Genomic DNA, 17,006 nt, shown 5'->3' on the forward strand with positions numbered 1-17,006 from the left:
TACATCTAGCTTCTAGCTTAAACTTATTTCAAGCTAGCCAAACTCTCTTTCAAAGTTTCTATTTTAGAAAGTGCATCGGCTTCCTTTTGCTTTTCTATGGCCACTACTTTTTCTGGAGCTCCTGCTACAAATCGTTCGTTGGAAAGTTTTTTCTGAACAGATTTTAAAAATCCTTCAGTGTATTTTAACTCGTCCTCTATTTTTTTAATTTCCTCTTCCACATCGATGGCACCGCTTACCGGAATAAAGTATTCATTGGATTTTACGCGGAATGACAAAGCACCATCCACTTTTTCATCTACATAAGAAAGCACGTCGATATTACCCAACTTTTTTATAATACTATCAAAAGATTCAGAAACCTTATCGTTGTTTATAACAGATAGAGAAATTTCATTTTTAAAGGGTATATTTTTTTCTTTACGGATGGTTCTTATTCCTGAAATTACTTCCGAGGCAAACTCAAATTCAGAAATTATTTTATCATCGGTTTCGGAAACTTTGGGCCACTTGGCAACAATTAATGCCTCCTCTGGAGTTCTTTCTGACATTAACTGCCAAATTTCCTCTGTTAAAAACGGCATAAAAGGGTGAAGAAGTTTTAAATTCTCCTCAAACAAACCGATAATTTCTTGGTATGTTTTTGCATCTATTGGTTGTTGGTAGGCAGGTTTTACCATTTCCAATAACCACGAACAAAAATCGTCCCACACCAATTTATAGGTAGCCATTAAAGCATCTGAAATTCTATATTTCGAAAATTGATCTTCGATATTGGCCAGCGTTTGCTGAAATTTATTTTTATACCAAGCAATAGCCGTACTTGCATATGCTGGTTGGTCGATCTCTGCCACTTCCCATCCTTTTACTAAACGGAAAGCGTTCCAAATTTTGTTGGCGAAGTTTTTTCCTTGCTGACACAAAGCCTCATCGAACAGTAAATCGTTCCCAGCGGCAGAACTCAACAGCAACCCTACCCGAACACCATCGGCACCAAATTCTTCAATCAATTTTAAAGCATCTGGAGAATTCCCTAGGGATTTAGACATTTTACGCCTTTGCTTATCCCTTACCAGCCCGGTGAGATATACATTGGTAAATGGCTTTTCATCCCGGAATTCATATCCAGCAAAAATCATCCTCGCTACCCAGAAAAATAGAATGTCTGGCCCTGTAACCAAATCGTTGGTGGGGTAGTAATATTCTATTTCTTTATTTTCTGGTTCGTTAATACCATTAAAAACACTTATTGGCCACAACCATGAAGAAAACCATGTATCTAGGGAATCTTCATCTTGCTTAAGTTCGGTAAGAGTTAAGTTGTTGTTACCCGATTTTGCTTTTGCCTTTTCCAGAGCCTCTTCCAAAGTGGGCGCCACCACAAAATCATTCTCCCCATCCCCATAATAAAAGGCAGGAATTTGGTGTCCCCACCAAAGTTGACGGGAGATATTCCAATCGCGAATATTCTCCAACCAATGACGGTATGTATTTTCAAACTTAGAAGGAAATAACTTGATCTCTTTATCTTTCAGCACTGCATCCAGTGCTGGTTTCACCATGTCTTCCATTTTAAGGAACCACTGATCGGAAAGGCGGGGTTCGATAACTGCTTTTGTACGCTCGGAAGTACCTACCTTATTTATATGATTTTCAGTTTTAACCAAAAATCCTTTTTCTTTTAATTCTTTTGTAATTTCCTTTCTTACCACAAAACGATCCATCCCTTGATAATGCAAGCCATTGCTATTTAAGGTAGCGTCGTCATTAAAAATATCGATTACTTCAAGATTGTGTTTATCCCCTAAATTTTTATCGTTCTCATCGTGTGCTGGGGTTACTTTTAAGCAACCGGTTCCAAATTCCAAATCCACATATTCATCTTCGATAATTGGGATCACTCGATTTGCCAAAGGAACAATGGCTTTTTTACCTTTAAGGTGTTGATAACGCTCATCATTTGGATTGATACAAATAGCGGTATCCCCCAAAATAGTTTCTGGGCGCGTGGTGGCAATGGTAATGGCCTCCCCAGATCCCTCCGAAGGAATAGAGCCGTCTTCATTGGCAATTAAATAGGTTATGTAGTAAAGCTGTCCTTGGCGTTCTTCATAAATAACTTCTTCATCAGACAAGGTGGTTTTTGCCTCTGGATCCCAATTAACCATGCGATATCCACGATAAATAAGTCCCTTTTCATATAAGTCCACAAAAACCTTTATTACCGATGTTGACATGTCGTCATCCATCGTGAATTTTGTACGTTTCCAATCGCAAGAACATCCTAACTTTTTAAGCTGATCTAAAATAACACCTCCGTATTCGTGCGTCCATTCCCAGGCATGTTCTAAAAATTCTTCCCGACTAAGGTCTGATTTGTTTATGCCCTGTGCTTTCAATTTGGCCACTACTTTTGCTTCCGTAGCTATGGAAGCGTGGTCTGTACCAGGCACCCAGCAAGCGTTAAGGCCTTTTAAACGTGCTTTTCTTATAAGAACGTCTTGAATGGTGTTGTTTAACATATGCCCCATATGCAATACTCCTGTAACGTTTGGCGGCGGAATGACAATAGTGTATGACTCTCTTTCGTCTGGCTCTGAATGAAAATATTCATGCTTTGTCCAGTACTCATACCACTTTCCTTCAACCGATTTTGCGTCGTACTTAGATGGAATATTCATATTTTGGAACACTTTTTGGATTAAGACTGCAAAAGTAGCTATATCCGAAGGATTATAAAAGAACTCATTTAAGCTTTTTTGAAGGGTAATTTGATAATATAGTCTTCCGTGAAAGTTCCCGACGCTAAAGGTCGCGATTAGTTCAATCAGCACATTCCAATACGCCTGCGGCTTTTGGAATGTGGATTCGACACAAATCAAAAAAAATAATAGATCCCGACGCTGAAGGTCGGGATTAGTTCAATCAGCACATTCCAATAGACCTGCGGCTTTTGGAATGTGGATTCGACACAAATCAAAAAAAATAATAGATCCCGACGCTGAAGGTCGGGATTAGTTCAATCAGCACATTCCAATAGACCTGCGGCTTTTGGAATGTGGATTTCACTAATAAATTTTGCTGGTTGGTTAAAAGTAATTAAATTTGATATTCACTTAAATCTATAAAACGATGAAAAAATTACTAATGCTTTTATTTGTTGGGGTTATTGGCTTTGCAGCTACCGCCCAAGACAAAACTGCAAAAATAGAATTTAAAGAAGACGTAATTGACTACGGTGAGATTGCTAAAGGTAGTGATGGTGTGCGTGTATTTGAGTTTACAAATACCGGTGAAGTTCCTTTGGTTATTTCCAATGTACGGTCAAGTTGCGGGTGTACGATCCCTAAAAAACCGGAAGATCCCATTGCCCCTGGAAAAACTGGTGTTATTGAGGTTAAGTACGATACAAATCGAGTAGGACCTATTAGAAAAACCATTACGGTACAATCTAATGCAGACACACCTACTGTTGCTATTAAAATTAAAGGAACAGTGCTTGGTGATAGCGCTGGAAAATAAAAGTTACTTGTCGCCCTGCGCTTATTGAAGCATAATTTTACAACTCGTAAATTTCAATAAGCTCAGGGTGACATTTATTTACCATGCTTTTTCTATTTTCTAAAGCATTTTTTGAAGTTCAAAGGCAAATTTAAGCTCAGAACCTTGCCGATCTATAATAAGCCGAACGGTTTTTCCTTCCTTTTCATTTATCATTTCGCTTACCTCTTGAAGTGTATTGTTATGAATACTTCGATTGTTGACCTGTAAAATTACATCCCCCGGTCGCAACCCTACTTCGGAAGCAGGACTCCCCTCTCTTACTTGTGCAATCTCCAAAGCGGGATGTAACTCAAAATTAAACTGCTTTTCCAGGTATACTTTTATACCATCGTTACCCGTATCCCTTTTTGCTAATCCATTGTAGTCACCAATCAATGCCTTTACCATTCTCAGTCCGTTATGCTGCAGCTCAATACCGCTCATATTATACTTAAAAGGGTCTCTAAAATTTTTATTTTTCTTGAAGGTTATTTTCTCGTTGTGATAGTCGATAACCAAATCGAATCTCCTCAAAATTTCAGATCCCAAAGAACCGTTTCTATCCCTTAATTGATTGATATATTGCAGAGCCTCCTCATCTGGATAAGCCACTTTGGCTTCTGGTAGCTCAAACCCTGCAAGGGAAAAACGTTGTACACGAGCTCTCTTCCCATGTATTTGACCACTGAGTCCGAACCCCAAAAAATCATCAAAAAACTTTATAGGGCCGGTAATTTCATGTTCATTATTTTCAAAAAGCCACAAAGCATCACAACTACCGCTATCTAAAAGCAATTTCACTTCTATTTCTTCCATGGCCGTATATTGCTTTATATTGGCATGCACATAGGCTTTGCTACCTTCAACCGTAAGTGGTAAGGTTTCACACTTTCTGCATTTACTGTAATCGTATTGATTAGGATCGTATAACTTTAGTTTTTCAGCATTGTAATCAATTTCCACTATAAAATCCTTCAATAGATCATAACCAATAATACCATGCACCTTATAGCCAATTCGAGGAGAGAAATTTATAGCGCTTTCCGTTATGAGATAGAAGTCTTGATTGTAGTTGAAAATTTGCCCCAGCTCAAAAATATTACCTTCGGAATGTATGGCTTTGATGGGGTCTCCATTGCCCAGCCCACGAATGTAAATTTCCTTTGTATTATTAATTTGAATGGAATCGCTTTCGGTTATATTGAAGAGAATTGGTTTGTTAACCCCTGTATCCAGAATGAATGACAATTCCACACCATTTACTTGAATTGGCAGGACAATGAGATTGTTAACAAAATCGAACTTAATTTTTTCAAATTTATCGTTATCCCTAATACTAAAACCTCCCTGTCCATAGGTCAAAAAGCAAACGGCAATAATTAAAAAACCGGTGATATGTTTTCTAAAATTAGCCATAATCCAGCGTTCTAAGTAGCCCGAACCTCTTAAAGTTACTAAAAATTAATGATATCGAGCTAATTTTTAACATTCGATATAGGCAAGAACAAGCTGAGATTTATAACGGATTATAAAATATATTTCGCAAATTTGCACGATATAAAATTTGAGATATGCCGACAATTTCCGAGAAAGGTTTAAAAATGCCACAATCGCCTATACGTAAATTAGTTCCCTACGCAGAAGATGCAAAAAAAAGAGGGATCAATGTATTCCATTTAAACATTGGGCAACCCGATATTAAAACTCCAAAAGTTGCTTTGGATGCTGTAAAAAACAACACCCTTGAAACGTTGGAATACAGCAGAAGTGAAGGTTCTGAAGAATACAGAACAAAACTTGCAGCTTACTATGGTAAAAGAGATATCGATGTGAACCCAAAGGAAATAATTATTACCACCGGCGGATCGGAAGCACTCATGTTTACCATGGGATCTATAATGGATACCGATGACGAAATTATTATTCCAGAACCGTTTTATGCCAATTATAATGGTTTTGCAACTGCCTCTGGAGTTAAAGTTGTGCCAGTTGTTTCTAAAATAGACAACAATTTTGCCCTTCCTCCTATCGAAGATTTTGAGACGCTTATTACCCCTAAAACAAAAGCTATCTTAATTTGTAATCCTGGAAATCCTACCGGATACCTATATTCTAAAGAAGAAATCAAGAAATTAGCGAAGATTGTAAAAAAACATAATCTTTTTCTAATTGCAGATGAAGTATACCGTGAGTTTGCTTATGATGGTGCCGAGCACTATTCCATCCTTCAAGAGGAAGGCCTCGAAGAAAATGCCATCGTGGTAGATTCTGTTTCTAAAAGGTACAGCATGTGCGGGGCTCGTATTGGTTGTATGATTTCTAAAAACAAAGAAGTAATAAATACTGCTTTAAAATTTGCCCAAGCAAGACTCTCTCCTCCAGCATTTGCACTTATTGCTAGTGAAGCGGCCCTAGATACTCCACAGAGTTATTTCGATGAAGTTATCGAAGAATATGTAGAGCGAAGAGATCTTTTAATTACTGAATTAAATAAAATAGAAGGCGTAACCGTAGCCAAGCCACAAGGAGCCTTTTATTGCATCGCCAAATTGCCTGTTGAAAACACAGATGATTTTGCGCAATGGCTTTTGGAAAGTTTCGATGTGGATGGAGAAACTGTAATGGTAGCGCCAGCAGCCGGGTTTTACTCTACGCCAGGAATTGGCTACGACCAAGTGAGGATCGCCTATGTATTGAAAAAAGAAAACTTAGTGAAAGCGGTGCACATCCTTAAAGAAGCTTTAAAACAATATAATGCTTAAAACCAGTGCCATTCAACACCATATTTCTTTAAAACCTTACAACACTTTTGGGATTGATGTTAAGGCAAAAAATTTTATTGCTGTTTCCTCGGTAGAAGAACTTAAAAATGTATTGCAATTAAAGGAATATAAAGAGAAGTTTATACTAGGAGGAGGCAGCAATATGTTGCTTACAAAAGATGTTGAAGGCCTTGTAATACACATTGATTTTAAAGGAAAGGAAATCCTTAAAAAGGAAAATGGCCAGGCCCTTGTAAAAGTACAAGCGGGGGAAAATTGGCATGAAACTGTACTTTGGACCTTGGAACAGGATTTGGGCGGACTCGAAAATCTTTCCCTCATTCCTGGCAATGTAGGTACCGCTCCCATTCAAAATATTGGCGCTTATGGCGTGGAGCTAAAAGATGTTTTTTTTAGTTGTGAAGCTTTAAACGTTGAAACGTTAAAGATGGTTACCTTCAGTAACGAAGAATGCAATTTTGGTTACCGCGATTCTTATTTTAAAAGAAACAAAGGCTGTTATATTATTACGGCTGTTACCTTTAAATTAAGCACCAAAAACCATATTACAAATACGTCTTATGGAGCCATTGAGGCGGAACTTCAGAAGAAAAACATTAAAAACGCCACTATTAAAGAGGTTTCCAATGCAGTAATTAACATACGGCAAAGCAAACTCCCAGACCCAAAAAAACTTGGCAATAGTGGAAGCTTTTTTAAAAATCCTGTAATAAGCATTCAAGACTTTCAACCACTTAAAACACAATATCCAGAAATTCCACACTACCCAGTTTCTGAGGCAGAAGTTAAAATACCTGCAGGTTGGCTAATAGAACAATGCGGATTTAAAGGGAAACGATTTGGAGATGCCGGTGTACATAAAAACCAAGCACTAGTCTTGGTTAATTATGGAAATGCCAGTGGCGAGGAAGTGTGGAATTTAGCCTTAAAAATTCAGCAGGCCGTAAATAAGAAATTCCATATTCGAATAGAACCCGAGGTAAATATTTACTAACAATGCCATAAAAGTATACGCTCGTGTACTTTTTATCGTTTTAATTAATAAATTTGACCCCTGTCCGAAATCGGCAAAACTTACATGGCACCATCCACACATATGTTATTATTCTAAGTTTGTATGAGTCAACTTCTAGAAAAAAATATTATTTCATTACTGGAGAAGAAAGATGAGAAAGGCATGTCTCTTCTTTACGATTACTATGGGGATACCTTGTTTGGTGTGGCTTTAAAAATAACCAAGGACGAAGATCTGGCCAAAGATGTGCTACAAATTAGCCTGATGAAAATCTGGAAAAAAATTGACACTTACGACGCCAAAAAATCTAAACTTTTCACTTGGATGTTTCGAATTACGCGCAACACCGCCATCGATAAAATAAGAAGTGCTAATTTAAAGAGCGATCAGGAAATCCAAATCGAAGTTTCAGACGTATATAATTTAGGAGTTGAGAGTGTTAACCCAGAGCACCTTGATATTAGAAAGCATTTAAATTCGCTTGATGAAAAATATCAAATCGTTATGGAAGCCTTATTCTTCGAAGGCATGACCCAACAAGAGGCCAGTGAAGCGTTAGACATCCCTTTAGGCACTATCAAATCCCGATTAAAAATTGGACTCAGAGAACTAAGACGTATTTACGATCCTGCTACATTGTCAATTTTGTTTTATTTGATAATCCAGTAAAAGTCATGAAAAAAGAAGTTGAAATATTTTTAGAAAGCGACTTGTTAGAACGCTATTTGATTGGCGAAACAAGTTACGATGAAGAAATTCGTACTGAGCATTTTTTGGACACTTATCCAGAAGTGCAAACCGCATATGCTACACTACAGGATAATTTAGAATTGTACGCCAAAGCGCATGCCAAAAAAGCTCCTGTAGAACTTAAAGAGCTCGTTTTAGAGGCTATTTCCAAAGAAGATGCACCTATGGAAAGCACCAAAAAAACAATCCCGTGGTATTTTGTAGCTGCCTGCGTTACTACATTGTTATTTGGAGCTACTACGGTTACTCTATGGAAGCAAAACAAATTGCTTTCCAATGAAAAAAATACCGTTGCTAGCCAAATAGAAAATTTAAAAAAAGATATTCTTACCACTAATTCTAAGTTGGAGAACATTAAAAGTAAATATGCAGTGCTAAACGATCCTGAGACACAAAAATATGTGATCAACGGAAACGAACGTGCCAAAAACTTACGCTCTGTAGCCTACATCAATCCGAAGGAAAGGATGACAGCCATAAACATAGTTTCCATGCCAGATCTTCCTGAAGATAAAGAGTTTAAAATGTGGGCAGAAGTAAATGGTGAAATGGTAAGTTTGGGAGTTCTTGAAAAAGCAGACAGAAAATTAATGTCGTTACCCTTTCAAGATAATGCCTCCAAATATAAAATTACCATCGAATCTAAGGGCAATAGCGATTTTGCTTCCATCGATAGCGAAGTGGCCAATATCAATTTATTAAAAGATAGTATAAGTGTGAAGTAAAAAACTACTTAAACCTAGATATTTAAAACCTCGCACACCATGTTCGAGGTTTTTTTGTTTCAGGTCATTCCATTCTAAAGCATAACAATTTTTAAACCGTAAAACATAACATTCATCGATTAAATTGTAAAACTCTCTTAAATAAATGTAAAACTATTTACATTTAATAGTAATACTATTATATTTGCACGAATTAGAGCATTCGCTATGGATCAACTATTGCAAAACCTTAAGATTAAGGGGAATGAAAAGACGTTTTTAAAAGATCCTGAATCTACCGATTTAGGAAGACGCATCATAGAACACAGTATTCAGCTAATTAATGAAATAGGCTTTGAAAGTTTTACCTTTAAAAAGCTGGCGCTTCAAATAAACTCCACCGAAAGTTCTGTATATCGGTATTTCGAAAACAAACATAAGCTTTTGCTATACCTAAGCTCTTGGTATTGGTCTTGGTTGGAGTATCAATTGGTATTTGCCACTTACAGCCTTCAGGACCCAGAAGAAAGGCTCAATAAAGCCATAGAGATTGTTACCAGAACTACTGAAGAAGATTCTACCTATTCTCATATAAATGAAGTAGTTTTAAATAAAATTGTAATCAACGAGTTTTCAAAATCTTTCCTTACAAAAGAAGTGGATTTCGAAAATAAGGAAGGCTATTTTCAAATTTACAAACGTTTGGTTAATAGGATAGAAAAAATGGTGACCGAAGTAAACAACGATTATAAATTTTCCAAAAGCTTGGCGAGCACGATTCTAGAATCGGCGCTCCACCAGCACTTTTTAAGGGAGCATTTCCCAACTATTACCGCCTGCGACAAACCAGAAACCACAACTTTGTTCTTAACAGAATTGGTTGAAAAAGCCCTCAAAAACTAATATTTATGAAAGACATGATCCTCACCCCTTGGAAAAGATTGTTATCGTTACTGGACTTAGAAAGAAGAGATGTACGCCAAGTAGTATATTACGCTATTTTTGCAGGTTTGGTCTCTTTAACACTTCCCTTAGGAATACAGGCTATTATAAACCTTATTCAAGGTGCTCAAGTATCTACCTCTTGGATAATTTTGGTAATCTTGGTAACTCTTGGTGTAGGTTTTCAAGGATTGCTTCAATACATGCAGATACGAATTCTGGAAAACATACAGCAAAAAATATTCATGCGTTCTTCCTTTGAATTTATTTATAGAATGCCAAAGATTAAAATTGAAGAATTAAAAAATTATTATCCCCCGGAACTGGCAAACCGCTTTTTCGACACCATCACAGTTCAGAAAAACGTTGCAAAAATTTTATTGGATTTTCCAGCAGCCTCACTTCAAATACTTTTTGGCCTCATACTCCTATCCTTCTACCACCCATTTTTTATTATCTACGGAATTTTATTGATTGTAATTCTATACGTGGTTTTTAGAATTACTTTTTCTGAAGGCCTAAAAACAAGTTTGGAAGAATCCAATGCAAAATACAAAGTAGCCCATTGGATACAGGAGGTTGCCCGATCCTTAATAAGTTTTAAACTATCGGGAAAAACCACCATGGCTATGAAGAAAAACGACGTGCTCACTGCTACATACCTAAACCATCGGGAGGGGCATTTTAAAATTTTAAAGCTTCAATTCATACAAATGATTGGTTTTAAGGTTCTGGTTACCGCAGGATTGCTGGTTATTGGAGGCTTATTGGTACTTAACCAACAAATGAATATCGGTCAATTTGTAGCTGCGGAAATCATCATATTATTGGTTATTAACTCTGTTGAAAAAGTAATTTATGGGTTAGAAGGGTTCTACGATATTCTAACCTCTTTGGAAAAAATCGGACAAGTGGTGGATAAGGAATTGGAAACCCAGGAAGGGATCGATCCATTCCACGAATTACACGATTTAACTATGGATCTCGAAGGTGTTTCCTATAAAACGCCCGACGGCTTTAAGATCCTTAAAAATGTAAACCTATTTTTAAAATCTAAAGACCGTATTTATTTATCTGGAAAATCTGGTTCAGGAAAAACAACCTTATTAAAAATAATTTCTGGAATCCTCACTCCTACCGGCGGCTCTATGTATGTAAATGATATTTCCATGAAAGGAGTGCTCCCCAATAAATACCGTGCACATGTAGGGCAAGTGCTTCCTGAACAAACTCCATTTGAAGCCACCATACAAGAAAATATTACGTTTGGAAATCCAGAAATATCACATCAAGAACTTCAAGATTTACTTAGAAACCTGGGATTATTGGAGTTTGTAAAAAAACAGTCCAAAGGGGTAAATACCATCATTAACCCAGAAGGGCAAAAGATCCCTCAAACTATTGCCAAAAGAATTTTAATCGCAAGAGCTGTCATTCACAATCCCAAACTTTTAATCCTAAAAGATGTTTTTGAGAATTTTGAATCCAATGAAGTGGAGAAGCTAATGAAATTTTTAACACATCCCGATCGCCCTTGGGCACTTATAATTTCTAGCCATAGTGAATCGTGGAAGAAATATTGCACCAAGGAAATTTCACTTGTTAATGGAGAATCGATTACTAAAAGCCTTTAATTATGCTAAATATATCACACAATCAACTTAATAAAAAGGTGACTCTCGACGATTATAAGGCTTATAGAATGGCCGTGCACACCCGGGACTATAAGTATTTTAACAGGTTTTTGGGCGGTTTTGCAATTCTAGGTGTCATAATTTTATTTTTACCGTGGACGCAAACAGTATCTGGATCTGGATTTGTAACAACACGTACCCCAGAGCAACGCCCACAGACCATTCAGTCCCCTATTCCCGGACGAATCGAAAAATGGTATGTTACAGAAGGGGATTATGTAGAAAAAGGAGATACCATTTTACATATTTCAGAAATAAAAAATGAATATCAAGATCCAAGGTTGCTGGAAAGAACCCTTCAACAAAAAGACGCGAAAAGCAACGCCGTTGAGTCTTATAAAAATAAGGTGAAAGCTTTGGAGCAACAGATTTCTGCTTTAAAACAGGAGCGGGGTTTAAAATTGGAGCAAGCAAAAAACAAACTGCAACAGGCCAAATTAAAAGCGAAAAGCGATAGTATAGACCTAATTGCAGTCAACACAAACACAGAGATTGCTGAAAGACAGTTTGAGCGGGCACAAACACTTTTTGAAGAAGGCCTAAAGTCGAAAACAGATGTAGAAGAAAAGAAGCTGAAACTGCAAGAAATGCAAGCCAAAAGAATCTCTCAAGAAAATAAGCTTTTAACCAGCCAAAATGAAATAATTAATGCGCAAATAGAGCTTAACAGCATCAACGCTGGGTATGCAGAAAAAATTTCGAAGGTAGAAAGTGATCAGTTTACTACTACTTCTCAGCAGTACGATACCGAGGCACAGGTTTCTAAACTGGAAAGCCAAAGTAGCAATTATGAACTCCGAAATGCCATGTATTACATCACAGCGCCGCAAAGTGGCTATATAAGCAAAGCTATAATAAGCGGTATTGGGGAAACTTTTAAAGAAGGTGAAAGACTCGTGGGGATTATGCCTTCCAATTACGATTTGGCGGTAGAAACATTTATATCGCCCATCGATTTACCTCTTATGCACTTGGGAGAAGAAGTAAGGATTCAGTTCGACGGTTGGCCAGCCATTGTTTTTAGCGGATGGCCAAACCAATCTTTCGGAACTTATGGAGGTAAGATTATAGCCATTGAACGTTTTATTAGTCCGAATGGTAAATATAGAATTTTAATTTCCCCGGATAAGAACGATCACGATTGGCCAGAAAACATACGGGTAGGATCTGGAGCCCGAACGCTGGCACTTCTAAACGACGTTCCTATTTGGTATGAGCTTTGGAGACACCTCAACGGTTTCCCTCCGCAGTATTACATTCCTACGACAGAAAATTCTAAAAAGTAGATTTTAATATGAAAGCAATTTTTTTGAAATACTTTTTGGTTATTCTTTTCTTACCCCTAGCCATCCAAAACAGCTATTCTCAAACTGAAGATAGCAATATCCTAACGTATGAAGAGTTTATGGGGTATTTAAAACTTTACCATCCGCTTATCAAACAAGCGAATTTAAAGTTGAGTACTGGAGAAGCGAACCTTTTGCGATCCCGGGGAGGTTTTGACCCTAAAATTACCGTAGATTACGATCGTAAGAAATTTAAAGGAACAGAATATTACGATATATTAAATACCACTTTTAAAATTCCAACCTGGTACGGAATTGAATTTAAAGCTACGTACGACCAAAATGCGGGTCAATTCCTCGATCCTAGCCTAACAGTTCCCGAAGATGGCCTTTACAGTGCAGGGGTTTCTTTCTCGGTACTTCAAGGGTTTTTAATGAATGAACGTATGGCCACGCTTAAAAAAGCCAAACACTACCTAGACCAAACAGAAGCAGAACGGGATCTTTTAGTAAATACCATCCTTTACGAAGCCAGTCTCGCCTATTTCGATTGGGTTTTGGCGCACAACGAACAAGAAATTTATGCTTCCTTTATCGATAATGCTAAATTTAGGCTGAATGCCATAAAAAGAAGTATTGAAGAAGGGGACAAAGCTGCCATTGACTCTACAGAGGCAAAAATAATTTTACAAAACCGTCAACTCGGACTCGAAAATGCGAAACTGGAAGCACGGAAGGCAGCCTTAAAAGCAAGTAATTATATTTGGATTAACGATATTCCGGTAGAACTCACAGAGGACATGGCGCCTTCTAATCCTACGGATCAAATTTTAGAGACTGCTTTATTGAATGAACAAATAGTGAACAATACAGAGCTTTTAAATGAACACCCAAAACTAAGGGCGCTTGATGCGAAACTCAATGTTTTGGATGTGGAACGCGCCTTAAAAGCCAATAAGCTTTTACCAAAGTTGAATCTCGAATACAACTTTCTAAATACAGAGTTCGATCAGTTTGATAATTATATGACGTCCAATTACAAAGCAGGTGTCAATTTTTCATTTCCGTTATTTTTACGAAAAGAAAGAGGGGATTTAAAACTCACCAAAATAAAGATTGAAGAAACTGATTTTGAACGGTCATCTCAATTTGTTACCATTCAGAATAAAATTGTTGCGCTTCAAAATGCCATTACTTCCCTTCAAAACCAAATGCAGATCAGCGCAGAAGTAGTGTCGAATTACAAAACATTAATTAATGCAGAGGAGCGAAAGTTTTCCATAGGGGAAAGCAGCCTTTTTTTAATCAATTCAAGAGAGAAAAGCCTTATTGATGCCGAGCTTAAACAAAACGAGATTAACATAAAATTTTTAAATTCTAAAGCAGAGTTGTTTTACACCATGGGAACTAATTTGTAAAACGAGTTGGTCGAATAAAAAGTTAACTTCTTTATTAGTCTTTTGAAAATATACCGTGATGAAAGTAGATAATTTAGAACAAGGCTATTTTGGAATTGGTATTCAAAATGGTAAAACACCAGAAAATCTAGGAGTCCTATGGAGATCTGCACAAAACCTGGGCGCTAGTTTTATTTTTACAATTGGCAATCGTTACCAAAAACAAGCATGCGACACCCATAAGGCAGTGGGTGCCATGCCTTACTTTCATTACGAAACTTTTGAAGATTTCTATAAACACCTGCCCAAAAGTGCTTTGCTAATTGGTGTGGAACTTACCGATACTGCCGAATTACTAGAGCGATTCGAGCATCCGCGACGCGCCGTCTATTTATTGGGCGCAGAAGATCATGGCCTTAGCAATAAAGCAATCGAAAAATCCCACAAGCTCATAAAATTTAAATCCACTCTAAGCCTCAATGTAGCGGTCGCCGGCAGCATTGTCATGTACGATCGATCGGTAAAAGGGACTGTTATTTATTAATCTCACCTTACCTTCAATTGAAATATGTGTTAAGTTGCGAAACTAGAATCATTCATGTTTAAAACTTCTGCTGAATTAAACATACAACCTAAAGCTTCTATCCTAAACGCTTCTCTCTAAATAACTTCCTTTTCCGTTAATAAAATATCCTATCCCGCTAACCGATGGGTATATAATTTAACACCTTTGAAAGCTTAATAAATGCATTTATAAGATTTAAAGGGAAGAATAATTGACATCGGCTTTTGTTTTATATGACATCGATAAAAATTCATTTTATTACCGTAACTTTAATTCGCAGCAATACCAATAAACAAATATGAGCACAGATCGTTTAAGCCCTTCTTTAATAAGACAACTGACCATACTAATAATTATAGTTTCCATTGGATACCTAATTTCTAAAGAATTAGCTCCATATCTTTCGGGGATTTTGGGAGCAATCACCATTTATGTCTTATTTAAAAAATTTATGCAAAAGCTATTGGATAAAGGGGTAAAAGCATGGCTCAGCGCCACAATAATAATGGTTTTATCCATCTTTATTATTGTAATCCCTATCTCCCTAATTGTATTGTTACTCTCATCTAAGATTCAAAAAGCGGTAAAAAATTCAGAAGAATTAACTACTGTGGTAAAATCAAAATTAGCATCTGTAGAAGATTATATCGGGGTCAACTTTCTTTCAGAAATCAATACAAAAGACATTACAGGCTGGGTCTCAGATCAAGTTCAAGGATTGGCCGGCACTACATTCGATACCGCAATTGCTTTTACCATTATGTATTTTATCTTGTATTTTATGTTGGTTAACACCAAACAACTTCAGGACAGCATCTTGGCTTATATCCCATTGAGTGACAGCAATATTAAAACCATTTCAAAAGAAAGTAATGAGATTGTAAAATCCAACGCCATTGGAATCCCATTGGTGGCGGTCATGCAGGGAATTGTAGCGCTTATTGGGTATTATATATTTGGCGTAAACGACCCATTATTTTGGTTTGTAGTAACTGTAATCGGGTCCATGATTCCATTTGTAGGTACTGCATTGGGAATTGTTCCTGTGGTAATCTTATTGTATTCCCAAGGACAAAACTGGCAAGCTATCGGACTTTTAATTTATGGTGCCGTTGTTGTTGGTTCTACCGATAATGTTTTTAGGATTATTGTACAGAACAGACTTGCCAACCTTCACCCCCTCATAACGCTTATAGGGGTAGTTGTGGGGGTGCCGTTATTCGGTTTTATCGGACTTGTTTTTGGCCCTCTTTTGGTGAGCCTTTTTTTATTGCTTATTAAAATCTATAAAAATGAATATGGAAAGTATGCAAATGAAGAAAGCTCCGGCAAAGAACCGAAGCTTTAAGTATAAACTGAATAATTAATAGCTGTATTATTGAGCGTTTCTCGTTCTATGGCGTTCTCTGGCCAATAAAGTGTTCTTTAAGAGCATCGCAATAGTCATTGGTCCAACCCCTCCTGGAACAGGTGTTATATAACTGGCTTTTTTACTTACGTTTTCAAAATCTACGTCCCCGGTAATTTTATAACCTCTTGGAGCATCTTCGTCTGGCACACGGGTAATTCCCACATCTATAACCACAACATCGTCTTTTACCATTTCAGCCTTTAAGTAATTAGGCTGTCCCAAAGCGGTAATAATGATATCTGCTTGAGAGGTTATTTGAGTAATATTTTTGGTGTGACTATGCGTTAAGGTTACAGTAGAATTCCCTGGAAAACCTTTTCTTCCCATTAAAATGCTCATTGGGCGACCTACAATATGAGAACGGCCAATAACCACTGTATGTTTTCCTTTGGTTTCTACATTGTAACGTTCCAACAATTCCAAGATTCCAAAAGGAGTAGCAGGAATAAAAGTACTCATATCCAATGCCATTTTCCCAAAATTCATAGGATGAAAACCATCTACATCCTTATCGGGATCGATAGCCATTAATACTTTTTGCTCATTAATTTGTTCTGGCAAAGGTAACTGAACAATAAAACCGTCTATATCTTCATCTTTGTTAAGCTCATCAATTTTATTGAGCAGCTCCAACTCACTTGTGGTACTCGGCAATTTAACTAAAGTAGACTCAAACCCAACACGCTCGCAAGACCTTACTTTACTGCCAACATAGGTAAGACTGGCACCGTCATTCCCTACTAAAACAGCAGCTAAATGCGGAACTTTTTCGCCTTTCTTCTTCATTTTATCAACCTCTACGGTTATTTCGTCTTTTATTTGGTTGGATATCTTCCTACCGTCTAGTATTTCCATTAATTATTTTGGTTTCGTTTAATTTTTTGCTCCTGCTTTGGGATAATGTATTAAAATTCTA

General features: G+C 37.1%; 14 protein-coding genes. 11 read left to right on the forward strand and 3 right to left on the reverse strand.

The genetic code is table 11. The features are described from left to right. Nucleotides 1–23: 23 nt before the first annotated feature. The gene (locus HX109_RS02565) at nucleotides 24–2,681 is read right to left on the reverse strand and encodes a valine--tRNA ligase (RefSeq protein WP_178949653.1); all 2,658 of its coding nucleotides are present in this window, start codon (nucleotides 2,679–2,681) and stop codon (nucleotides 24–26) included. A 451-nt stretch (nucleotides 2,682–3,132) separates the two neighbouring features. Between HX109_RS02565 and HX109_RS02570 the strand changes: the two genes are divergently transcribed. Next, nucleotides 3,133–3,522 (forward strand): DUF1573 domain-containing protein, encoded by a 390-nt coding sequence (locus HX109_RS02570; RefSeq protein WP_178949654.1) that lies wholly within the window; start codon nucleotides 3,133–3,135, stop codon nucleotides 3,520–3,522. A 99-nt stretch (nucleotides 3,523–3,621) separates the two neighbouring features. Here the strand turns inward: HX109_RS02570 and HX109_RS02575 are convergent, their stop codons facing one another. Next, on the reverse strand, nucleotides 3,622–4,959 hold the full coding sequence (locus HX109_RS02575) for a PDZ domain-containing protein (RefSeq protein WP_178949655.1): 1,338 nt from the start codon (nucleotides 4,957–4,959) through the stop codon (nucleotides 3,622–3,624). Nucleotides 4,960–5,114: 155 nt separating this feature from the next. Between HX109_RS02575 and HX109_RS02580 the strand changes: the two genes are divergently transcribed. The 10 genes from HX109_RS02580 (at nucleotide 5,115) to HX109_RS02625 (ending at nucleotide 16,027) form a co-directional block, all read left to right on the forward strand. Beyond that, nucleotides 5,115–6,305, forward strand: a complete 1,191-nt coding sequence (locus tag HX109_RS02580) for a pyridoxal phosphate-dependent aminotransferase (protein WP_178949656.1) — start codon at nucleotides 5,115–5,117, stop codon at nucleotides 6,303–6,305. Beyond that, complete coding sequence (gene murB / locus HX109_RS02585) at nucleotides 6,298–7,320, forward strand: UDP-N-acetylmuramate dehydrogenase (RefSeq protein ID WP_178949657.1); 1,023 nt, start codon at nucleotides 6,298–6,300, stop codon at nucleotides 7,318–7,320. Before HX109_RS02580 ends, murB begins: the two co-directional genes overlap by 8 nt. A 123-nt stretch (nucleotides 7,321–7,443) precedes the next feature. Further along, nucleotides 7,444–8,010, forward strand: a complete 567-nt coding sequence (locus tag HX109_RS02590; protein WP_178949658.1) for an RNA polymerase sigma factor — start codon at nucleotides 7,444–7,446, stop codon at nucleotides 8,008–8,010. A 5-nt stretch (nucleotides 8,011–8,015) separates the two neighbouring features. Further along, nucleotides 8,016–8,816 (forward strand): anti-sigma factor, encoded by an 801-nt coding sequence (locus HX109_RS02595; RefSeq protein WP_178949659.1) that lies wholly within the window; start codon nucleotides 8,016–8,018, stop codon nucleotides 8,814–8,816. Nucleotides 8,817–9,023: 207 nt separating this feature from the next. Next, nucleotides 9,024–9,698: a TetR/AcrR family transcriptional regulator gene (locus HX109_RS02600; protein WP_178949660.1), complete on the forward strand. Its 675-nt coding sequence runs from the start codon at nucleotides 9,024–9,026 to the stop codon at nucleotides 9,696–9,698. Between the two features lie 5 nt (nucleotides 9,699–9,703). After that, on the forward strand, nucleotides 9,704–11,371 hold the full coding sequence (locus tag HX109_RS02605; protein WP_178949661.1) for a peptidase domain-containing ABC transporter: 1,668 nt from the start codon (nucleotides 9,704–9,706) through the stop codon (nucleotides 11,369–11,371). Between the two features lie 2 nt (nucleotides 11,372–11,373). Further along, nucleotides 11,374–12,717 (forward strand): HlyD family secretion protein, encoded by a 1,344-nt coding sequence (locus HX109_RS02610; protein WP_178949662.1) that lies wholly within the window; start codon nucleotides 11,374–11,376, stop codon nucleotides 12,715–12,717. 8 nt (nucleotides 12,718–12,725) lie between these two features. Continuing rightward, a complete protein-coding gene (locus tag HX109_RS02615; RefSeq protein ID WP_255462745.1) occupies nucleotides 12,726–14,135 on the forward strand; it encodes a TolC family protein in 1,410 nt (469 codons plus the stop codon). 58 nt (nucleotides 14,136–14,193) lie between these two features. After that, nucleotides 14,194–14,658, forward strand: coding sequence for an RNA methyltransferase (locus tag HX109_RS02620; RefSeq protein ID WP_178949663.1), 465 nt, complete (start codon nucleotides 14,194–14,196; stop codon nucleotides 14,656–14,658). Between the two features lie 319 nt (nucleotides 14,659–14,977). Continuing rightward, entirely contained in the window at nucleotides 14,978–16,027 is a 1,050-nt protein-coding gene (locus tag HX109_RS02625) for an AI-2E family transporter (protein ID WP_178949664.1), read from the forward strand. A gap of 27 nt (nucleotides 16,028–16,054) precedes the next feature. Here the strand turns inward: HX109_RS02625 and HX109_RS02630 are convergent, their stop codons facing one another. Beyond that, complete coding sequence (locus tag HX109_RS02630) at nucleotides 16,055–16,945, reverse strand: bifunctional 5,10-methylenetetrahydrofolate dehydrogenase/5,10-methenyltetrahydrofolate cyclohydrolase (RefSeq protein WP_178949665.1); 891 nt, start codon at nucleotides 16,943–16,945, stop codon at nucleotides 16,055–16,057. Nucleotides 16,946–17,006: the final 61 nt, after the last annotated feature.

The sequence above is a fragment of the Galbibacter sp. BG1 genome (assembly GCF_013391805.1).
Taxonomy (GTDB): Bacteria; Bacteroidota; Bacteroidia; order Flavobacteriales; family Flavobacteriaceae; genus Galbibacter.

Excerpts from the sequence above, each read along its gene's own strand:
- HX109_RS02565 (WP_178949653.1), bottom strand. The coding sequence starts at position 2,681 with ATGAATATTCCATCTAAGTACGACGCAAAATCGGTTGAAGGAAAGTGG.
- HX109_RS02570 (WP_178949654.1), top strand. The coding sequence starts at position 3,133 with ATGAAAAAATTACTAATGCTTTTATTTGTTGGGGTTATTGGCTTTGCA.
- HX109_RS02575 (WP_178949655.1), bottom strand. The coding sequence starts at position 4,959 with ATGGCTAATTTTAGAAAACATATCACCGGTTTTTTAATTATTGCCGTT.
- HX109_RS02580 (WP_178949656.1), top strand. The coding sequence starts at position 5,115 with ATGCCGACAATTTCCGAGAAAGGTTTAAAAATGCCACAATCGCCTATA.
- murB (WP_178949657.1), top strand. The coding sequence starts at position 6,298 with ATGCTTAAAACCAGTGCCATTCAACACCATATTTCTTTAAAACCTTAC.
- HX109_RS02590 (WP_178949658.1), top strand. The coding sequence starts at position 7,444 with ATGAGTCAACTTCTAGAAAAAAATATTATTTCATTACTGGAGAAGAAA.
- HX109_RS02595 (WP_178949659.1), top strand. The coding sequence starts at position 8,016 with ATGAAAAAAGAAGTTGAAATATTTTTAGAAAGCGACTTGTTAGAACGC.
- HX109_RS02600 (WP_178949660.1), top strand. The coding sequence starts at position 9,024 with ATGGATCAACTATTGCAAAACCTTAAGATTAAGGGGAATGAAAAGACG.
- HX109_RS02605 (WP_178949661.1), top strand. The coding sequence starts at position 9,704 with ATGAAAGACATGATCCTCACCCCTTGGAAAAGATTGTTATCGTTACTG.
- HX109_RS02610 (WP_178949662.1), top strand. The coding sequence starts at position 11,374 with ATGCTAAATATATCACACAATCAACTTAATAAAAAGGTGACTCTCGAC.
- HX109_RS02615 (WP_255462745.1), top strand. The coding sequence starts at position 12,726 with ATGAAAGCAATTTTTTTGAAATACTTTTTGGTTATTCTTTTCTTACCC.
- HX109_RS02620 (WP_178949663.1), top strand. The coding sequence starts at position 14,194 with ATGAAAGTAGATAATTTAGAACAAGGCTATTTTGGAATTGGTATTCAA.
- HX109_RS02625 (WP_178949664.1), top strand. The coding sequence starts at position 14,978 with ATGAGCACAGATCGTTTAAGCCCTTCTTTAATAAGACAACTGACCATA.
- HX109_RS02630 (WP_178949665.1), bottom strand. The coding sequence starts at position 16,945 with ATGGAAATACTAGACGGTAGGAAGATATCCAACCAAATAAAAGACGAA.